General features: G+C 52.0%; 15 protein-coding genes. 12 read left to right on the plus strand and 3 right to left on the minus strand.

Annotated features, from left to right (window positions below):
• Window position 1: 1 nt before the first annotated feature.
• Complete coding sequence (rcsD, locus tag FC814_RS04790) at window positions 2-2,674, minus strand: phosphotransferase RcsD (protein WP_001249070.1); 2,673 nt, start codon at window positions 2,672-2,674, stop codon at window positions 2-4.
• A 737-nt stretch (window positions 2,675-3,411) separates the two neighbouring features.
• On the opposite strand from rcsD, the gene ompC reads away from it, so the two are divergent.
• From ompC to mqo, 6 genes are all read left to right on the plus strand, one after another.
• Window positions 3,412-4,518: a porin OmpC gene (ompC, locus tag FC814_RS04795; RefSeq protein ID WP_000865604.1), complete on the plus strand. Its 1,107-nt coding sequence runs from the start codon at window positions 3,412-3,414 to the stop codon at window positions 4,516-4,518.
• Between the two features lie 111 nt (window positions 4,519-4,629).
• Window positions 4,630-5,685, plus strand: a complete 1,056-nt coding sequence (gene apbE, locus FC814_RS04800; RefSeq protein WP_137325585.1) for an FAD:protein FMN transferase ApbE — start codon at window positions 4,630-4,632, stop codon at window positions 5,683-5,685.
• A gap of 73 nt (window positions 5,686-5,758) precedes the next feature.
• Window positions 5,759-6,823: a bifunctional DNA-binding transcriptional regulator/O6-methylguanine-DNA methyltransferase Ada gene (ada, locus tag FC814_RS04805; RefSeq protein ID WP_137325608.1), complete on the plus strand. Its 1,065-nt coding sequence runs from the start codon at window positions 5,759-5,761 to the stop codon at window positions 6,821-6,823.
• Window positions 6,823-7,473 carry a DNA oxidative demethylase AlkB gene (alkB, locus tag FC814_RS04810; RefSeq protein ID WP_137325586.1) on the plus strand — a complete coding sequence of 217 codons (651 nt, stop codon included), beginning with the start codon at window positions 6,823-6,825 and terminating at the stop codon, window positions 7,471-7,473. The genes ada and alkB overlap by 1 nt, the downstream gene beginning before the upstream one ends.
• Window positions 7,474-7,548: 75 nt before the next feature.
• The gene (yojI, locus tag FC814_RS04815) at window positions 7,549-9,192 is read left to right on the plus strand and encodes a microcin J25 efflux ABC transporter YojI (protein WP_137325587.1); all 1,644 of its coding nucleotides are present in this window, start codon (window positions 7,549-7,551) and stop codon (window positions 9,190-9,192) included.
• Window positions 9,193-9,409: 217 nt separating this feature from the next.
• Window positions 9,410-11,056 carry a malate dehydrogenase (quinone) gene (gene mqo / locus FC814_RS04820; RefSeq protein WP_000758076.1) on the plus strand — a complete coding sequence of 549 codons (1,647 nt, stop codon included), beginning with the start codon at window positions 9,410-9,412 and terminating at the stop codon, window positions 11,054-11,056.
• Between the two features lie 149 nt (window positions 11,057-11,205).
• On the opposite strand, the gene eco is transcribed toward mqo, so the two are convergent.
• Together eco and FC814_RS22810 are read right to left on the minus strand one after the other, a co-directional pair.
• The gene (gene eco / locus FC814_RS04825; RefSeq protein ID WP_000849222.1) at window positions 11,206-11,694 is read right to left on the minus strand and encodes a serine protease inhibitor ecotin; all 489 of its coding nucleotides are present in this window, start codon (window positions 11,692-11,694) and stop codon (window positions 11,206-11,208) included.
• Window positions 11,695-11,829: 135 nt separating this feature from the next.
• Window positions 11,830-11,994 carry a hypothetical protein gene (locus FC814_RS22810; RefSeq protein ID WP_021551082.1) on the minus strand — a complete coding sequence of 55 codons (165 nt, stop codon included), beginning with the start codon at window positions 11,992-11,994 and terminating at the stop codon, window positions 11,830-11,832.
• Window positions 11,995-12,102: 108 nt separating this feature from the next.
• On the opposite strand from FC814_RS22810, the gene napF reads away from it, so the two are divergent.
• Genes napF through napB form a run of 6 tightly spaced genes read left to right on the plus strand, consistent with a single transcriptional unit; the run spans window position 12,103 to window position 17,331 of the window.
• A complete protein-coding gene (gene napF / locus FC814_RS04830) occupies window positions 12,103-12,597 on the plus strand; it encodes a ferredoxin-type protein NapF (protein ID WP_137325588.1) in 495 nt (164 codons plus the stop codon).
• Window positions 12,587-12,850, plus strand: a complete 264-nt coding sequence (napD, locus tag FC814_RS04835; protein WP_000557378.1) for a chaperone NapD — start codon at window positions 12,587-12,589, stop codon at window positions 12,848-12,850. Before napF ends, napD begins: the two co-directional genes overlap by 11 nt.
• Window positions 12,847-15,333 carry a periplasmic nitrate reductase subunit alpha gene (gene napA, locus FC814_RS04840; protein ID WP_137325589.1) on the plus strand — a complete coding sequence of 829 codons (2,487 nt, stop codon included), beginning with the start codon at window positions 12,847-12,849 and terminating at the stop codon, window positions 15,331-15,333. Before napD ends, napA begins: the two co-directional genes overlap by 4 nt.
• 6 nt (window positions 15,334-15,339) lie before the next feature.
• Window positions 15,340-16,035: a ferredoxin-type protein NapG gene (gene napG, locus FC814_RS04845; protein WP_000091291.1), complete on the plus strand. Its 696-nt coding sequence runs from the start codon at window positions 15,340-15,342 to the stop codon at window positions 16,033-16,035.
• Window positions 16,022-16,885 carry a quinol dehydrogenase ferredoxin subunit NapH gene (napH, locus tag FC814_RS04850; RefSeq protein ID WP_000013515.1) on the plus strand — a complete coding sequence of 288 codons (864 nt, stop codon included), beginning with the start codon at window positions 16,022-16,024 and terminating at the stop codon, window positions 16,883-16,885. The genes napG and napH overlap by 14 nt, the downstream gene beginning before the upstream one ends.
• On the plus strand, window positions 16,882-17,331 hold the full coding sequence (gene napB, locus FC814_RS04855; RefSeq protein ID WP_000835177.1) for a nitrate reductase cytochrome c-type subunit: 450 nt from the start codon (window positions 16,882-16,884) through the stop codon (window positions 17,329-17,331). Before napH ends, napB begins: the two co-directional genes overlap by 4 nt.
• Window positions 17,332-17,333 lie beyond the last annotated feature (2 nt).

Genomic DNA, 17,333 nt, shown 5'->3' on the forward strand with positions numbered 1-17,333 from the left:
GCTACAGCAAGCTCTTGACATAGCTGTCAATGTCGCTGATGTATTTTTCTGTTCCTGGGACATCCTTCTCGCGAATAAGATGTTCCAGCGTTTCACATAACTGCTTGCCGGGTACCAGATTTAGCATGGCAAACACGCCTTTAAGACGATGAGCCGTTTGGGCTAATGCAGCAAAGTCACTGGTTGCTGCTTCAGTATACAGCCTCTTAACATCATCCGGTACTGTGTCTACAAAGAGCGCATAATAGCCGCTGGCATGGAGTTGTGCATTTTCATCTCCACCCATAGGCGATTCTGTCACCTCTTCCTGCGCCAGTTGCACTTCAATTAATTGTAAGACCGCTTCCTGCATAGCATTGCTCATATTGAAGTTGACGCACAATTGACCAGGCCCAATTTCCCGTACGCCAGACTCATCATCGCTTAAAAGCAAGCCAGAGGCAGTAAGATTAGACGGATTATCCGTTAAAAAGATATCATAATCCTGACTAATTAATCTTTCATCGGGTGTGATACAGGTTGCACCCCAATTTTCTAACTGGCGAGTGACAATATTCCGAATTTCTGTGGAAGTTACATCCACCATCACGGTGACATCATCCAGTAAACGTTCTTCTTCCTCTTCAACGTCCGGGGTAGCAGGGAGCATTTTTATATGCACGGAGTATCGTGTGCCAAGCCCGTCCCGCGTTTTAATATTTAAATGACCGCCCAGTTTTCGCGCTAGTTGATCACTTAACCAGAATGCCAGCGGGTCCGCCTTGCCATAGCGATCGCTTTGGGTCTGGTTGATGAACGGGAAGTGCAAATTATCCATTTCATGAATACTTACACCATCTCCGGTGTCAAGAATGCGGAAAGTCAGACGTTCGTCAGAGGATTCATCCTGATCAACCTCAAGGGTAATTTTCCCCAGTTGCGTTGAGGTGACGGCATATTGCATCAACAGCAGCAAAATACGGCGTAAAGCATCGCGATCGCCACGGCGCATATCGTGTGCTTTCAGATGATTGTTAATCAGCAGTTGCAGGCCTTTGCGTTTCATTGCTGGTAGCACTGCGGGCACTACTTCATCGATTAAATCCTGTACGGAGAAAAGCTCGGTCTCGCTCTTCCAGCTATCGTCCGCAAGAATATTCGCTAGCTGAATTTCATCGACCAGGCGCACCAGCACATCAGCCTGATTTGCCAGTTGTTTGCTTTCCGGGGAGTTGAGTTTAGCCGCACTCTCCGCCAGTGACCGTGCGGGTTCTTTCAGCGCATCGCCAATGTTTTGCATAAAGGCCATCCGGCCCTGCTGGTTTTTCTCATACAGGCGCTGCGCCTGCTTGAGTTTCTTGTTCACCAGCACCTCGCGATCCTGATCGCGAATGATGAAGATTTGCGTACGCGGCGCTATCTGGCTGCGGAACATGCGAATTTCATACAGCTCGTTATTGACGGTCGCCTGAATAATCCCCTGATGCTGTTCTGCCATGGTGGTGATGTTTTGCAGATTCAAATGCGGCAGCAGATGGTCGGCAATCTTATTGCTGATAACTGTGCGATTCGATTCCTGATCGTGAACCAGCAGACCGAGTGGCAGCAGTGACACAATCTCTTCATTTATTGCTCGCAAAATACGCAGTTCGTTATTCACTGCGGTGCTGGGAACGCTTTCTGTGCTGCGCCCGGAGAAATGGCGAAAGGTGGTGTAACCAAAAAGCGCCAGTGCCAGCAAACCGATATTCAGCAGCAGTGGCAGCAGAATATTTTGCAATGTATCCAGCAGCAAAGTGCCGTAAGGAACCTGCCAGACCAGCCGCATATCGGTGGAGTTGAGCGCCGAAGAGATTTCAATCTTCGAACTATTAAAGTTAATGCTGACGCTATCCGTTGCTTCTTTCTCATTATTATTGTTACCCGCAGTACCTGCTTCTGGTTCAAGACGGAAGCTATCCAACGGCATCCCTGGCGGGATTAAATCATTAATAGGCAGATCAAATGCAACCACTGTTGCCAGATGTCCCGGCTGGTTAAAGGTTGTACGCAAGGTAAAATAATGACCGTTCTGCCAGGCAAGACGGCGCAGGTTAGAAAAACTTTCACGTTCATCCAGGGCGTTAGCCTGTTGCAGCATCTCTGCGCGACGAGAATCAACAATGTCACTGACGGTCGATTCTTTAAATCCGGAGGTGAGATCTTTTAACGGCAGGGTCGAGATAAGAATCAGGCTGTTATCCTGACCGTTCAGATAATACATCGACCACGGTACATTTTCTGCGCCCCATAATGTGTCCAGATAAGTAGACATTCGTTGGGTCATCTCAAGCGTTGAGTTGTCGTGAGAACCAAAGATCAGGGCTTCTGTTTTGCGACGCGGTTTTTCCAGATAGTAGACATCCTGTTTCAGACGCGTCTCTTGCAAACTTTCACTGGTGGAAGGTGAAGTCGTTGCAGCGATGTTGTCGTAGATCTGCCAGGTCACGTAACGCCAGGTATCGACGCGCTTTTGTATAGCATGAGTAATGTCGACAATCTGGTAGCTTTTATCTTTCAGCCAGGCGTTGACTGCGCTTTGTACCATTACACCCATCATCACCAGCAACACAATGATCAACAGTAAAAAGAAGCGGGTAATGCTCCCCGGTAGGAGTGAAAAGCGGGTCGTGGCCGTTGTCTCTTTCTGACGCATTCGTGTTTATGACCTGTTAAAACTTCGCGAAGTGATAGGGCAGTATAAAGGGTACAGTGCGAAATTCCAGACTATTACCCGATAGATGATTCTCTCTTCCTCAACGATATGTCTCGTTCTGCCCGATAGGAAATAGATGTACACACCGCATTCTGCTGTACAAATAATCTGCAAAAAGAAGAGCGAAATTAATTATGGATAAAGAAAAGATGGCGGGAATTATATCTTGTTAAATTTTTGTGAAATTATTAACAGGCGTTATAATTTTCCAGCGGTAGTACAAAAAAATAAAAGTTGTGTAAAGAAGGGTAAAAAAAACCGGATGCGAGGCATCCGGTTGAAATAGGGGTAAACAGACATTCAGAAATGAATGACGGTAATAAATAAAGTTAATGATGATAGCGAGACATATTTTAGTTGCGAGTGAAGATTTTGTTTTGGCATTCAGTGCTATCAAGTACTTAAGAATAAGTTATTGATTTTACCTTTGAATTATTATTGCTTGATGTTAGGTGCTTATTTCGCCAATCATCAAGAATCTTAAAAAGTTCCATCATATTTACATTTTGAAACATCTATAGCGATAAATGAAACATCTTAAAAGTTTTAGTATCATATTCGTGTTGGATTATTCTGCATTTTTGGGGAGAATGGACTTGCCGACTGATTAATGAGGGTTAATCAGTATGCAGTGGCATAAAAAAGCAAATAAAGGCATATAACAGAGGGTTAATAACATGAAAGTTAAAGTACTGTCCCTCCTGGTCCCAGCTCTGCTGGTAGCAGGCGCAGCAAACGCTGCTGAAGTTTACAACAAAGACGGCAACAAATTAGATCTGTACGGTAAAGTAGACGGCCTGCACTATTTCTCTGACAACAAGTCAGAAGACGGCGACCAGACCTATGTACGTCTTGGTTTCAAAGGCGAAACTCAGGTTACTGACCAGCTGACCGGTTACGGCCAGTGGGAATATCAGATCCAGGGCAATACCTCTGAAGACAACAAAGAAAACTCCTGGACCCGTGTGGCATTCGCTGGTCTGAAATTCCAGGACGTTGGTTCTTTCGACTACGGTCGTAACTACGGCGTTGTTTACGACGTAACTTCCTGGACCGACGTACTGCCAGAATTCGGTGGCGACACTTACGGTTCTGACAACTTCATGCAGCAGCGTGGTAACGGCTTCGCGACCTACCGTAACACCGACTTCTTCGGTCTGGTTGACGGTCTGAACTTTGCTGTTCAGTACCAGGGTAAAAACGGTAGCGTAAGCGGCGAAGGCATGACCAACAACGGTCGTGGTGCTCTGCGTCAGAACGGCGACGGCGTTGGCGGTTCTGTTACTTATGATTACGAAGGCTTCGGTATCGGTGCTGCAGTTTCCAGCTCCAAACGTACCTGGGATCAGAACAACCTGGGCTTCATCGGTACTGGCGACCGTGCTGAAACCTACACCGGTGGTCTGAAATACGACGCTAACAACATCTACCTGGCTGCTCAGTACACCCAGACCTACAACGCGACTCGCGTAGGTACCCTGGGTTGGGCGAACAAAGCACAGAACTTCGAAGCTGTTGCTCAGTATCAGTTCGACTTCGGTCTGCGTCCGTCTGTAGCATACCTGCAGTCTAAAGGTAAAAACCTGGGTGTCGTTGCTGGTCGTAACTACGACGACGAAGATATCCTGAAATATGTTGATGTTGGTGCTACCTACTACTTCAACAAAAACATGTCCACCTACGTTGACTACAAAATCAACCTGCTGGACGACAACCAGTTCACCCGCGCTGCAGGCATCAACACTGATGATATCGTAGCTCTGGGTCTGGTTTACCAGTTCTAATCTCGATTTATATCGAACAAAGGGCCTGCGGGCCCTTTTTTCATTGTTTTCAGCGTACAAACGCAGTTTTTTGGTGTACTCTTGCGACCGTTCGCATGAGGATAATCACGTATGGAAATAAGATTTACCCGCGTGGCATTGCTGGCTGCCGCGCTCTTCTTTGTTGGTTGCGATCAAAAAACACAACCCGCCAAATCCCACGCTACTGAAGTTACCGTTCTTGAAGGCAAAACGATGGGAACCTTCTGGCGTGCCAGCATCCTTGGCATTGACGCCAAACGCAGTGCTGAACTTAAAGAGAAGATTCAGACCCAGCTGAACGCCGACGATCAGCTGCTTTCGACCTATAAAAAAGACTCCGCGCTGATGCGCTTTAACGATTCGAAAAGTTTGTCACCGTGGCCGGTAAGTGAAGCGATGGCCGATATCATCACCACCTCGCTGCGCATTGGCGCCAAAACCGATGGCGCGATGGATATTACTGTCGGGCCGCTGGTGAATCTGTGGGGCTTTGGCCCGGAACAACAGCCGGTACAAATCCCGAACCAGGAACAGATCGACGCGATGAAAGCCAAAACAGGTTTGCAGCACCTGACGGTCATTAATCAGTCGCATCAGCAATATCTGCAAAAAGATCTGCCGGATTTATATGTCGATCTCTCCACCGTCGGCGAAGGTTATGCGGCAGATCATCTGGCACGCTTAATGGAGCAGGAAGGTATTTCCCGCTATCTGGTGTCGGTGGGGGGGGCGCTGAACAGCCGTGGCATGAACGGCGAAGAGCAGCCGTGGCGAGTGGCGATCCAAAAACCGACCGATAAAGAAAACGCGGTTCAGGCCGTGGTGGATATCAACGGTCACGGGATTAGCACCTCCGGCAGCTATCGCAACTATTACGAACTGGACGGCAAACGCCTTTCCCATGTTATCGATCCGCAAACCGGGCGTCCCATTGAGCACAATCTGGTCTCCGTGACCGTGATTGCCCCGACGGCGCTGGAAGCCGACGCCTGGGATACAGGTTTAATGGTGCTCGGGCCGGAGAAAGCCAAAGAAGTCGTTCGTCGGGAAGGGCTGGCGGTCTATATGATCACCAAAGAGGGCGATAGCTTTAAAACCTGGATGTCGCCGCAGTTTAAAAGCTTCCTTATTAGCGAAAAAAATTAAAGCGCAAGATTGTTGGTTTTTGCGCGATGGTGACCGGGCAGACTAAAGGCTATCCTTAACCAGGGAGCTGATGATGAAAAACGCCACACGCTTAACTGATGATCAACGCTGGCAATCTGTCTTAGCCCGCGACCCGAACGCCGACGGCGAATTTGTCTTCGCCGTGCGCACCACGGGCATCTTTTGCCGTCCGTCTTGCCGCGCCAGACATGCCTTGCGGGAAAACGTTTCTTTCTATACGGATGCCAGCGAGGCGCTTGCCGCTGGCTTTTGCCCCTGCAAACGTTGTCAGCCAGACAAAGCCAATCCCCAGCAACATCGCCTTGATAAAATTACCCACGCCTGCCGACTGCTGGAACAGGAAACGCCTGTAACGCTGGAAGCCTTAGCCGACCAGGTGGCGATGAGTCCGTTCCATTTGCATCGATTGTTTAAAGCGACGACCGGAATGACGCCTAAAGCCTGGCAACAGGCCTGGCGCGCTCGTCGTTTACGGGAATCTCTGGCAAAAGGGGAAAGCGTGACTCAGGCGATTCTCAATGCCGGATTCCCCGACGGCAGCAGTTACTACCGTAAAGCCGATGAAACGCTGGGCATGACGGCTAAACAGTTTCGTCACGGTGGCGAAAGCCTGGCTGTGCGTTATGCGCTGGCTGATTGTAAGCTGGGTCGTTGCCTGGTGGCAGAAAGCGAGCGGGGGATTTGCGCGATATTACTGGGTGATGATGACGCGACGTTAATCAGTGAACTGCGGCAGATGTTTCCCGCTGCCAGCGACGAACCGGCGGGTGAGGAATTTCAGCAACGCCTACGCGAAGTGATCGCCAGCCTCAATCAGCGCGATACGCCGCTGACGTTGCCGCTGGATATTCGCGGCACCGCTTTTCAACAGCAAGTCTGGCAGGTGCTGCGTACCATTCCTTGCGGTGAAACTGTGAGTTATCAGCAACTGGCAAACACCATCGGCAAACCGAAAGCGGTACGTGCCGTGGCAAGTGCCTGCGCCGCCAATAAGTTAGCGATCGTTATACCTTGTCATCGGGTGGTACGTGGTGATGGCACACTTTCCGGTTACCGCTGGGGTGTTTCGCGTAAAGCACAGTTGCTACGCCGTGAAGCTGAAAACGAGGAGAAATAATGTTGGATCTGTTTGCTGATGCTGAACCGTGGCAAGAACTCCTGGCACCTGGCGCGGTGATCCTGCGCCGTTTTGCCTTTAATACTGCGGAGCAACTGATGCAGGGAATCAGCAATGTCGCCCGCCAGTCACCGTTTCGCCAGATGGTCACACCCGGCGGATATACCATGTCGGTGGCGATGACCAACTGCGGGCGTCTGGGCTGGACCACCAATCGGCAGGGCTATCTCTATTCGCCCATTGATCCGCAAACGGAACAACCGTGGCCTGCGATGCCGCAAAGTTTTCATGATTTATGTCAGCGGGCAGCCACGGTGGCGGGTTATGCGGATTTCCAGCCTGACGCTTGCCTGATCAACCGCTATGCCCCTGGCGCGAAACTGTCGTTACATCAGGATAAAGACGAACCGGATCTGCGCGCACCGATTGTTTCTGTTTCTCTGGGCTTACCCGCGATTTTTCAATTTGGCGGCCTCAAACGTAATGATCCGCTAAAACGACTGTTGCTGGAGCATGGCGACGTGGTGGTTTGGGGCGGTGAATCGCGGCTGTTTTATCACGGCATTCAACCGCTCAAAGCGGGCTTTCATCCACTCACCGCCGACTGCCGCTACAATCTGACATTCCGTCAGGCAGGTAAAAAAGAATAAAAATAAGAATTATTATTGCTGTGAGCGCGGAGATGTTTAAACTGCGGGCTGTAATTCATTGTCCGGGTTTTCTGCATGGAACTTCTTGTACTTGTCTGGCGGCAGTATCGCTGGCCATTTATCAGTGTGATGGCGCTAAGCCTCGCCAGTGCGGCATTAGGCATTGGCTTAATTGCTTTTATCAATCAGCGCCTTATCGAAACGGCGGATAACAGTCTGCTGGTGCTGCCGGAGTTTCTGGGTTTATTGCTGTTGCTAATGGCAGTGACGCTGGGATCGCAACTGGCACTCACCACTTTGGGGCACCACTTCGTTTACCGACTGCGTAGCGAATTTATCAAGCGGATTCTGGATACCCACGTTGAGCGTATCGAACAACTCGGTAGCGCCTCATTGCTGGCGGGGTTAACCAGCGATGTGCGCAATATCACCATTGCTTTTGTGCGTTTGCCGGAACTGGTGCAGGGGATTATTCTCACTATCGGTTCAGCGGCGTATCTGTGGATGCTGTCGGGCAAAATGTTGCTGGTAACGGCTATCTGGATGGCGGTCACCATCTGGGGCGGTTTTGTGCTGGTGGCGCGGGTATACAAACATATGGCGACCCTGCGTGAAACCGAAGACAAGCTGTACACGGATTTTCAAACCGTTCTGGAAGGGCGCAAAGAGCTGACCCTGAACCGTGAACGCGCCGAGTATGTGTTTAACAACCGCTACATTCCTGATGCGCAAGAGTATCGCCATCATATTATCCGCGCAGACACCTTCCATCTTAGTGCTGTGAACTGGTCAAACATCATGATGCTGGGTGCTATCGGCCTGGTGTTCTGGATGGCGAACAGTCTCGGATGGGCTGATACCAACGTTGCCGCGACCTATTCGCTGACGCTGTTATTCCTGCGCACGCCGCTGCTTTCTGCGGTTGGCGCATTGCCGACCCTGCTGACGGCACAGGTGGCGTTTAACAAGCTGAACAAATTCGCGCTCGCGCCTTTCAAAGCGGAGTTTCCGCGTCCGCAGGCGTTTCCCAACTGGCAAACGCTGGAGCTGCGTAATGTGACGTTTAGCTATCAGGATAACGCGTTTTCCGTTGGCCCACTCAACCTCACCATTAAACGTGGCGAACTGTTGTTTCTGATTGGTGGCAACGGTAGCGGAAAATCGACGCTGGCGATGTTGCTGACGGGGTTGTATCAGCCGCAAAGCGGTGAAATTTTGCTGGATGGTAAACCCATCAGCGGCGAAAAACCGGAAGATTATCGCAAACTGTTTTCGGCCGTGTTTACCGATGTCTGGCTGTTTGATCAACTGCTGGGACCGGAGGGTAAACCTGCTAATCCGCAACTGGTTGAGAAGTGGCTGGCGCAGTTGAAAATGGCTCATAAGCTGGAGTTAAGTAACGGGCGTATTGTTAACCTGAAGTTATCAAAAGGGCAGAAAAAACGCGTGGCGCTGTTGCTGGCGTTGGCAGAAGAACGCGATATTATCCTGCTGGATGAATGGGCGGCGGATCAGGACCCACACTTCCGCCGTGAGTTTTATCAGGTGCTGCTACCGCTGATGCAGGAGATGGGAAAAACTATTTTCGCCATCAGCCATGATGACCATTACTTTATCCACGCCGACCGCCTGCTGGAGATGCGCAACGGGCAACTTAGCGAACTGACGGGCGAAGAGCGCGATGCTGCTTCGCGTGATGCCGTTGCCCGGACGGCATAATATTTTGACGCTGACCTGGCGGCTCGCTGCCGCCAGGTAAATATTCTAAAAATCCCTTCGTTTCTAATAACCCTATAATTAATCAACGAAATTATAATGTTTCTAAAATTAGAATATAATTTATAAACATTATTTAAATGTTGTTACTTAAGTGTTACCGTTGATGCCGCGCAAATCTCACCTGCAATAAAGCGACTAAAAGTAAGGCATTAACAAGATGAAAAAAGTGACTGCCATGCTCTTCTCGATGGCCGTGGGGCTTAATGCCGTTTCGATGGCGGCAAAAGCGAAAGCGTCCGAGGAGCAGGAAACTGATGTACTGTTGATTGGCGGCGGCATTATGAGCGCCACGTTGGGGACCTATTTACGCGAGCTGGAGCCTGAATGGTCGATGACCATGGTGGAGCGCCTGGAGGGTGTCGCGCAGGAGAGTTCGAACGGCTGGAACAACGCCGGAACCGGGCATTCTGCACTGATGGAACTGAACTACACCCCGCAAAACGCCGATGGCAGCATCAGTATTGAAAAAGCAGTCGCCATTAACGAAGCATTTCAGATTTCCCGCCAGTTCTGGGCGCACCAGGTCGAGCGCGGCGTGCTGCGTACTCCGCGTTCATTTATCAATACCGTTCCGCACATGAGCTTTGTCTGGGGCGAAGATAACGTCAATTTCCTGCGTGCCCGCTATGCGGCATTGCAACAAAGTTCGCTGTTTCGCGGTATGCGTTACTCTGAAGATCACGCGCAAATCAAAGAGTGGGCTCCGTTAGTGATGGAAGGGCGCGATCCGCAGCAGAAAGTGGCGGCTACACGCACAGAAATCGGCACTGATGTGAACTACGGTGAGATCACCCGCCAGTTAATTGCTTCCTTGCAGAAGAAATCTAACTTCTCGCTGCAACTCAGCAGTGAAGTCCGCGCCCTCAAACGTAATGACGATAACACCTGGACCGTCACCGTTGCCGATCTGAAAAACGGCACAGCACAGAACATCCGCGCGAAATTTGTCTTTATCGGCGCGGGCGGTGCGGCGCTGAAGCTGTTACAGGAATCGGGTATTCCGGAAGCGAAAGACTACGCTGGTTTCCCGGTTGGTGGGCAGTTCCTTGTTTCGGAAAACCCGGACGTGGTTAACCATCATCTGGCGAAGGTCTATGGGAAAGCCTCCGTTGGCGCACCGCCAATGTCGGTTCCGCATATCGATACCCGTGTGCTGGACGGTAAACGCGTAGTGCTGTTTGGGCCATTTGCCACCTTCTCAACCAAATTCCTCAAAAACGGTTCACTGTGGGATCTGATGAGTTCCACCACCACCTCTAACGTGATGCCGATGATGCACGTCGGGCTGGATAATTTCGATCTGGTGAAATATCTGGTAAGTCAGGTGATGTTGAGTGAAGAGGATCGTTTTGAAGCGTTGAAAGAGTACTATCCGCAGGCGAAAAAAGAGGACTGGCGTTTGTGGCAAGCAGGACAGCGTGTGCAGATTATCAAACGCGATGCCGAGAAAGGCGGCGTGCTGCGTCTGGGTACAGAAGTGGTCAGCGACCAGCAAGGAACCATTGCCGCGCTGTTGGGGGCATCTCCGGGGGCGTCAACCGCCGCGCCGATTATGTTGAATTTGCTGGAAAAAGTATTTGGCGATCGCGTTTCCAGCCCGCAATGGCAGGCAACGTTGAAAGCGATCGTTCCGTCTTATGGACGCAAGCTGAACGGTGATGTAGCGGCAACAGAACGCGAGTTGCAGTACACCAGCGAAGTGCTGGGGCTGAAATACGACAAACCGCAAGCAGCAGATAGTACGCCGAAACCGCAGTTGAAACCGCAACCCGTTCAAAAAGAAGTGGCGGATATTGCGTTGTAATGATGTGCCACATCCGGCATGGTATGCCGGATGTGGCGTATGCTGATAAGACGCGTCAGCGTCGCATCAGGCAACCGGCTCGTGCGCCAGATGTCGGATGTGGCGTAACCGTCTTATTCGGCCTACGGGGTGCCGCACCTCACAGCAGTTTAGCGAACTACCGCGTTGTCAATTTTCTCTTCCGCCTTCCAGACCCGGTACTTCACATCCACATTGTCTGGCGTATACACCACGATCGGCAGCTTACTGTTGTAACGCAGCATTCCAGCATCGCCCAGATACGCGGTGACAAATTTCTTCTCTTTCTTGCCATCCGGGCAGGCCATCATCGTCGAAACCGGGGAGCTTACTTTATCAAAGACATAATAATCATAGCCCCAGCCTTCCAGCGTTTTGCTTTCCAGCTTCCCGCCGAGACGATGCAAATTGCAATCGACTTCCAGCGTCTGACCGATTAACAGTTCTACTTTCAGGGTAGATTCATCTTCTTGCGGAGTTAACTGAATCACCTGACGCTTCATGCCTTTTTCAGCTTGTGGATAAGGCGCTACTTTCTCCAGTGGCTGGACACTCTCTGCCGCCCAGGCGGAGGTGGTAGCGAAAGCGGCAAACAATACTGCAGGTAGAATGGTCTTCATTTTTGCTTTCCTTCTTCATTTATAGGTTTTCACCGATGATGTCGCTGAAGGTTAACATATTCTTCATCAGATTTATTAATTTGCTTTATGAATAACTTAAAGAATATTCAGACAATTTTACCTGCCCTTTTAGTGTTAAATTCTGATGAATGGTGAAGCCTGGAGAAATATTTCTGGTGAATTAATCGCTATATAAATATGTTTATAACCATTTGAAATGTGAGCAAAAGCTCGTTTTTGCCACTCTTCCCACCACTCTTTTGATCCTGCTACAGGTTTTACCCCGATCGGGGTATGCATCTTTGACACATCCTTTAATATCTTAGCGGCTATAAAAATGGCTTATTAATTATGCGGTTTATTTGGTCGCTCTCAGTTTTCAGAGCGCGTTAATGATGGAAGGTCAATGTGAAGATTGATGCATCCCGTCGGGGCATACTCACTGGTCGCTTGCGCAAAGCCAGTAACGGTATACGTCCGCCCTGGTCCGGTGATGAATCTCATTTTCTGACCCATTGCACCCGCTGCGACGCCTGTATTAATGCTTGTGAAAACAACATTCTGCAACGCGGCGCGGGTGGCTATCCGAGCGTTAATTTCAAAAATAACGAGTGCAGCTTCTGTTACGCCTGCGCGCAGGCTTGCCCCGAATCGCTATTTTCTCCGCGCCACACCAGGGCCTGGGATTTGCAGTTCACCATTGGGGATGCGTGCCTGGCGTATCAGTCAGTTGAATGCCGCCGCTGTCAGGATAGCTGCGAGCCAATGGCAATAATCTTTCGCCCGACGCTCTCCGGGATCTACCAGCCGCAACTTAATAGCCAACTTTGCAACGGATGTGGAGCATGTGCAGCCAGCTGTCCGGTATCAGCCATAACTGCGGAGTATCTCCATGCACACTAACTGGCAAGTTTGCAGCCTGGTCGTGCAGGCCAAAAGCGAACGAATTTCAGACATCAGCACCCAACTGAACGCCTTTCCCGGCTGTGAAGTTGCTGTCAGCGACGCGCCGAGCGGTCAGTTGATTGTGGTGGTGGAAGCAGAAGACAGCGAAACGCTGATCCAAACCATTGAGTCAGTACGCAACGTAGAGGGCGTGCTGGCGGTGTCGCTGGTTTATCACCAGCAGGAAGAGCAAGGTGAGGAAACACCATGAAACTCAGTCGTCGTAGCTTTATGAAAGCTAACGCCGTTGCGGCCGCTGCGGCGGCTGCCGGTCTCAGCGTGCCGGGCGTTGCCCGCGCCGTTGTTGGTCAGCAGGAAGCCATTAAATGGGATAAAGCGCCGTGCCGTTTCTGCGGTACTGGTTGCGGCGTTCTGGTCGGAACGCAGCAGGGGCGTGTGGTGGCCTGTCAGGGCGACCCAGACGCACCGGTTAACCGTGGCCTGAACTGCATTAAGGGCTATTTCCTGCCCAAAATCATGTACGGTAAAGACCGTTTGACGCAGCCGCTGCTGCGTATGAAAAACGGTAAATATGACAAAGAAGGCGAATTTACCCCAATCACCTGGGATCAGGCTTTCGATGTGATGGAAGAGAAATTCAAAACCGCCCTGAAAGAAAAAGGGCCGGAATCGATCGGTATGTTCGGTTCTGGTCAGTGGACTATCTGGGAAGGTTATGCCGCCTCCAAGCTGTTTAAAGCGGGCTTCCGTTCGAACAACATCGACCCGAACGCGCGTCACTGTATGGCGTCGGCAGTAGTTGGCTTTATGCGTACCTTTGGTATGGATGAGCCGATGGGCTGCTATGACGACATCGAGAAGGCTGACGCGTTTGTGCTGTGGGGCGCAAACATGGCGGAGATGCACCCGATCCTCTGGTCGCGCATCACCAACCGTCGTCTCTCTAACCAGAACGTCACCGTGGCGGTGCTTTCTACCTACCAGCATCGTAGCTTCGAGCTGGCGGATAACGGCATCATCTTTACGCCACAGTCTGACCTGGTGATCCTGAACTACATCGCCAACTATATCATTCAAAACAATGCGATAAATCAGGACTTCTTCAGCAAACACGTTAATCTGCGTAAAGGGGCGACGGACATCGGCTACGGTTTACGTCCGACCCATCCGCTGGAAAAAGCAGCGAAGAATCCAGGTTCTGACGCCTCCGAACCGATGAGCTTTGAAGATTACAAAGCCTTCGTTGCTGAGTATACGCTGGAAAAAACTGCCGAAATGACCGGCGTGCCGAAAGACCAGTTAGAACAACTGGCGCAGCTGTATGCCGATCCGAACAAGAAAGTCATCTCCTACTGGACGATGGGCTTCAACCAGCATACTCGTGGCGTGTGGGCCAACAACCTGGTCTACAACCTGCACCTGCTGACCGGCAAAATTTCCCAGCCGGGTTGCGGTCCGTTCTCCCTGACCGGGCAGCCTTCCGCGTGCGGTACTGCGCGTGAAGTGGGCACCTTTGCTCACCGTCTGCCTGCGGACATGGTGGTGACTAACGAGAAACACCGTGATATCTGCGAGAAGAAGTGGAATATCCCGAGCGGCACCATTCCGGCGAAAATCGGTTTGCACGCGGTGGCACAAGACCGTGCGCTGAAAGACGGCAAGCTGAATGTTTACTGGACTATGTGTACCAACAACATGCAGGCCGGGCCGAACATTAATGAAGAGCGTATGCCGGGCTGGCGCGATCCGCGCAACTTCATCATCGTCTCCGATCCGTATCCGACAGTCAGTGCGCTGGCCGCCGACTTGATCCTGCCGACCGCAATGTGGGTAGAGAAAGAGGGCGCTTACGGTAATGCCGAACGCCGTACTCAGTTCTGGCGTCAGCAGGTACAGGCACCGGGCGAAGCGAAATCGGATCTCTGGCAGTTAGTCCAGTTCTCCCGCCGCTTCAAAACAGAAGAAGTATGGCCGGAAGAGCTGCTGGCGAAGAAACCGGAACTGCGTGGCAAAACGCTGTACGAAGTTCTGTATGCCACCCCCGAAGTGAGCAAATTCCCGGTATCCGAACTGGCGGAAGATCAGCTGAACGATGAATCCCGCGAGCTGGGCTTCTATCTGCAAAAAGGGCTGTTCGAAGAGTACGCATGGTTTGGTCGCGGTCACGGTCACGATCTGGCACCGTTCGATGACTACCACAAAGCGCGCGGTCTGCGCTGGCCGGTGGTGAACGGTAAAGAAACGCAGTGGCGTTACAGCGAAGGTAACGACCCGTACGTGAAAGCGGGCGAAGGCTATAAGTTCTACGGTAAACCGGATGGCAAAGCGGTGATCTTCGCACTGCCGTTCGAACCGGCGGCGGAAGCACCGGATGAAGAGTACGATCTGTGGCTCTCTACCGGACGCGTTCTGGAGCACTGGCACACCGGCAGTATGACTCGCCGTGTACCAGAACTGCACCGCGCCTTCCCGGAAGCGGTACTGTTTATTCACCCGCTGGATGCGAAAGCGCGCGATCTGCGCCGTGGCGACAAAGTGAAAGTGGTTTCTCGCCGTGGCGAAGTGATCTCGATTGTTGAAACGCGCGGTCGTAACCGCCCGCCGCAGGGCCTGGTGTACATGCCGTTCTTCGACGCCGCACAGCTGGTTAACAAACTGACGCTGGATGCGACCGATCCGCTCTCGAAAGAGACGGACTTCAAGAAGTGCGCGGTCAAACTGGAGAAGGTGTAAGCCATTATGTCCCGGTCAGCGAAACCTCAAAATGGTCGCCGCCGCTTTCTGCGCGATGTCGTTCGCACAGCAGGCGGGCTGGCTGCCGTGGGTGTGGCGCTGGGGTTACAACAGCAAACCGCACGCGCATCTGGCGTGCGGTTGCGCCCGCCCGGAGCCATAAACGAGAACGCCTTTGCCAGTGCCTGTGTGCGTTGCGGTCAGTGTGTTCAGGCTTGCCCTTATGACACCTTAAAACTGGCGACGCTGGCTTCTGGCCTGTCGGCGGGCACGCCATATTTTGTCGCACGGGATATTCCTTGCGAAATGTGTGAGGACATTCCGTGCGCCAAAGTGTGCCCTAGCGGTGCGCTGGATCGTGAGATCGAATCGATCGACGACGCGCGGATGGGGCTGGCGGTGCTGGTGGACCAGGAAAACTGTCTCAACTTTCAGGGGCTGCGCTGCGATGTTTGTTATCGCGAATGCCCGAAAATTGATGAGGCCATCACCCTGGAGCTGGAGCGCAACACGCGTACCGGTAAGCACGCCCGCTTTCTGCCGACGGTTCACAGCGACGCCTGTACCGGTTGCGGTAAGTGCGAAAAAGTGTGCGTGCTGGAACAACCGGCAATCAAGGTGTTACCGCTGTCACTGGCGAAAGGGGAGTTAGGTCACCATTACCGCTTCGGCTGGCTGGAGGGGAACAATGGCAAATCGTAAACGTGACGCCGGGCGCGAGGCGCTGGAGAAAAAAGGCTGGTGGCGCAGTCACCGTTGGCTGGTATTGCGTCGCCTTTGTCAGTTCTTCGTGCTGGGGATGTTTTTGAGCGGCCCGTGGTTTGGTGTGTGGATTTTGCACGGCAACTACAGCAGTAGCCTGTTATTCGACACCGTTCCGCTGACCGATCCGCTGATGACGCTGCAAAGTCTTGCCAGCGGTCATCTGCCTGCCACGGTGGCGTTGACCGGTGCGGTAATTATCACCGTGCTCTACGCCCTGGCAGGAAAGCGATTATTTTGCAGTTGGGTCTGCCCGCTGAACCCGATTACCGACTTAGCGAACTGGTTGCGCCGGCGTTTTGACCTTAATCAGTCTGCGACGATCCCGCGCCACATTCGCTACGTGCTGTTGGTGGTCATTCTGGTGGGTTCGGCCTTAACTGGCACGCTCATCTGGGAATGGATCAACCCCGTTTCCCTGATGGGGCGTAGCCTGGTAATGGGCTTCGGTAGCGGCGCGCTGCTTATTCTCGCGCTGTTTTTATTTGATCTACTGGTCGTTGAACACGGCTGGTGCGGGCACATTTGTCCGGTTGGTGCACTGTATGGCGTGCTGGGTAGCAAAGGTGTGATTACCGTTGCGGCCACCGATCGGCAGAAATGTAACCGCTGTATGGATTGTTTTCATGTTTGCCCGGAACCGCATGTGCTACGTGCCCCGGTGCTGGATGAACAAAGCCCGGTGCAGGTCACCAGCCGCGATTGCATGACGTGCGGTCGCTGCGTGGATGTCTGTTCTGAGGATGTATTTACAATAACTACACGATGGAGTTCGGGAGCGAAATCATGAAAAGCCATGACCTGAAGAAGGCGCTGTGTCAATGGACGGCGATGCTGGCCCTGGTGGTGAGCGGCGCAGTTTGGGCGGCTAATGGCGTCGATTTTAGCCAGTCGCCGGAAGTATCCGGGACGCAGGAAGGGGCCATTCGGATGCCAAAAGAGCAGGAACGAATGCCGCTGAACTATGTGAATCAGCCGCCAATGATCCCGCATAGCGTTGAAGGTTATCAGGTAACGACCAATACCAACCGCTGCTTACAATGCCACGGTGTCGAAAGCTATCGCACCACTGGCGCGCCGCGTATCAGTCCTACTCACTTTATGGACAGCGACGGCAAAGTGGGCGCGGAAGTGGCTCCGCGTCGTTATTTCTGTCTGCAATGTCACGTACCGCAGGCCGATACCGCGCCAATCGTGGGGAATACCTTTACCCCATCAAAAGGTTACGGGAAATAAGA

Origin of the sequence: Escherichia sp. MR (assembly GCF_005280595.1) — a bacterium.
Taxonomy (GTDB): Bacteria; Pseudomonadota; Gammaproteobacteria; order Enterobacterales; family Enterobacteriaceae; genus Escherichia; species Escherichia ruysiae.

Excerpts from the sequence above, each read along its gene's own strand:
- rcsD (WP_001249070.1), bottom strand. The coding sequence starts at position 2,674 with ATGCGTCAGAAAGAGACAACGGCCACGACCCGCTTTTCACTCCTACCG.
- ompC (WP_000865604.1), top strand. The coding sequence starts at position 3,412 with ATGAAAGTTAAAGTACTGTCCCTCCTGGTCCCAGCTCTGCTGGTAGCA.
- apbE (WP_137325585.1), top strand. The coding sequence starts at position 4,630 with ATGGAAATAAGATTTACCCGCGTGGCATTGCTGGCTGCCGCGCTCTTC.
- ada (WP_137325608.1), top strand. The coding sequence starts at position 5,759 with ATGAAAAACGCCACACGCTTAACTGATGATCAACGCTGGCAATCTGTC.
- alkB (WP_137325586.1), top strand. The coding sequence starts at position 6,823 with ATGTTGGATCTGTTTGCTGATGCTGAACCGTGGCAAGAACTCCTGGCA.
- yojI (WP_137325587.1), top strand. The coding sequence starts at position 7,549 with ATGGAACTTCTTGTACTTGTCTGGCGGCAGTATCGCTGGCCATTTATC.
- mqo (WP_000758076.1), top strand. The coding sequence starts at position 9,410 with ATGAAAAAAGTGACTGCCATGCTCTTCTCGATGGCCGTGGGGCTTAAT.
- eco (WP_000849222.1), bottom strand. The coding sequence starts at position 11,694 with ATGAAGACCATTCTACCTGCAGTATTGTTTGCCGCTTTCGCTACCACC.
- FC814_RS22810 (WP_021551082.1), bottom strand. The coding sequence starts at position 11,994 with ATGCATACCCCGATCGGGGTAAAACCTGTAGCAGGATCAAAAGAGTGG.
- napD (WP_000557378.1), top strand. The coding sequence starts at position 12,587 with ATGCACACTAACTGGCAAGTTTGCAGCCTGGTCGTGCAGGCCAAAAGC.
- napA (WP_137325589.1), top strand. The coding sequence starts at position 12,847 with ATGAAACTCAGTCGTCGTAGCTTTATGAAAGCTAACGCCGTTGCGGCC.
- napG (WP_000091291.1), top strand. The coding sequence starts at position 15,340 with ATGTCCCGGTCAGCGAAACCTCAAAATGGTCGCCGCCGCTTTCTGCGC.
- napH (WP_000013515.1), top strand. The coding sequence starts at position 16,022 with ATGGCAAATCGTAAACGTGACGCCGGGCGCGAGGCGCTGGAGAAAAAA.
- napB (WP_000835177.1), top strand. The coding sequence starts at position 16,882 with ATGAAAAGCCATGACCTGAAGAAGGCGCTGTGTCAATGGACGGCGATG.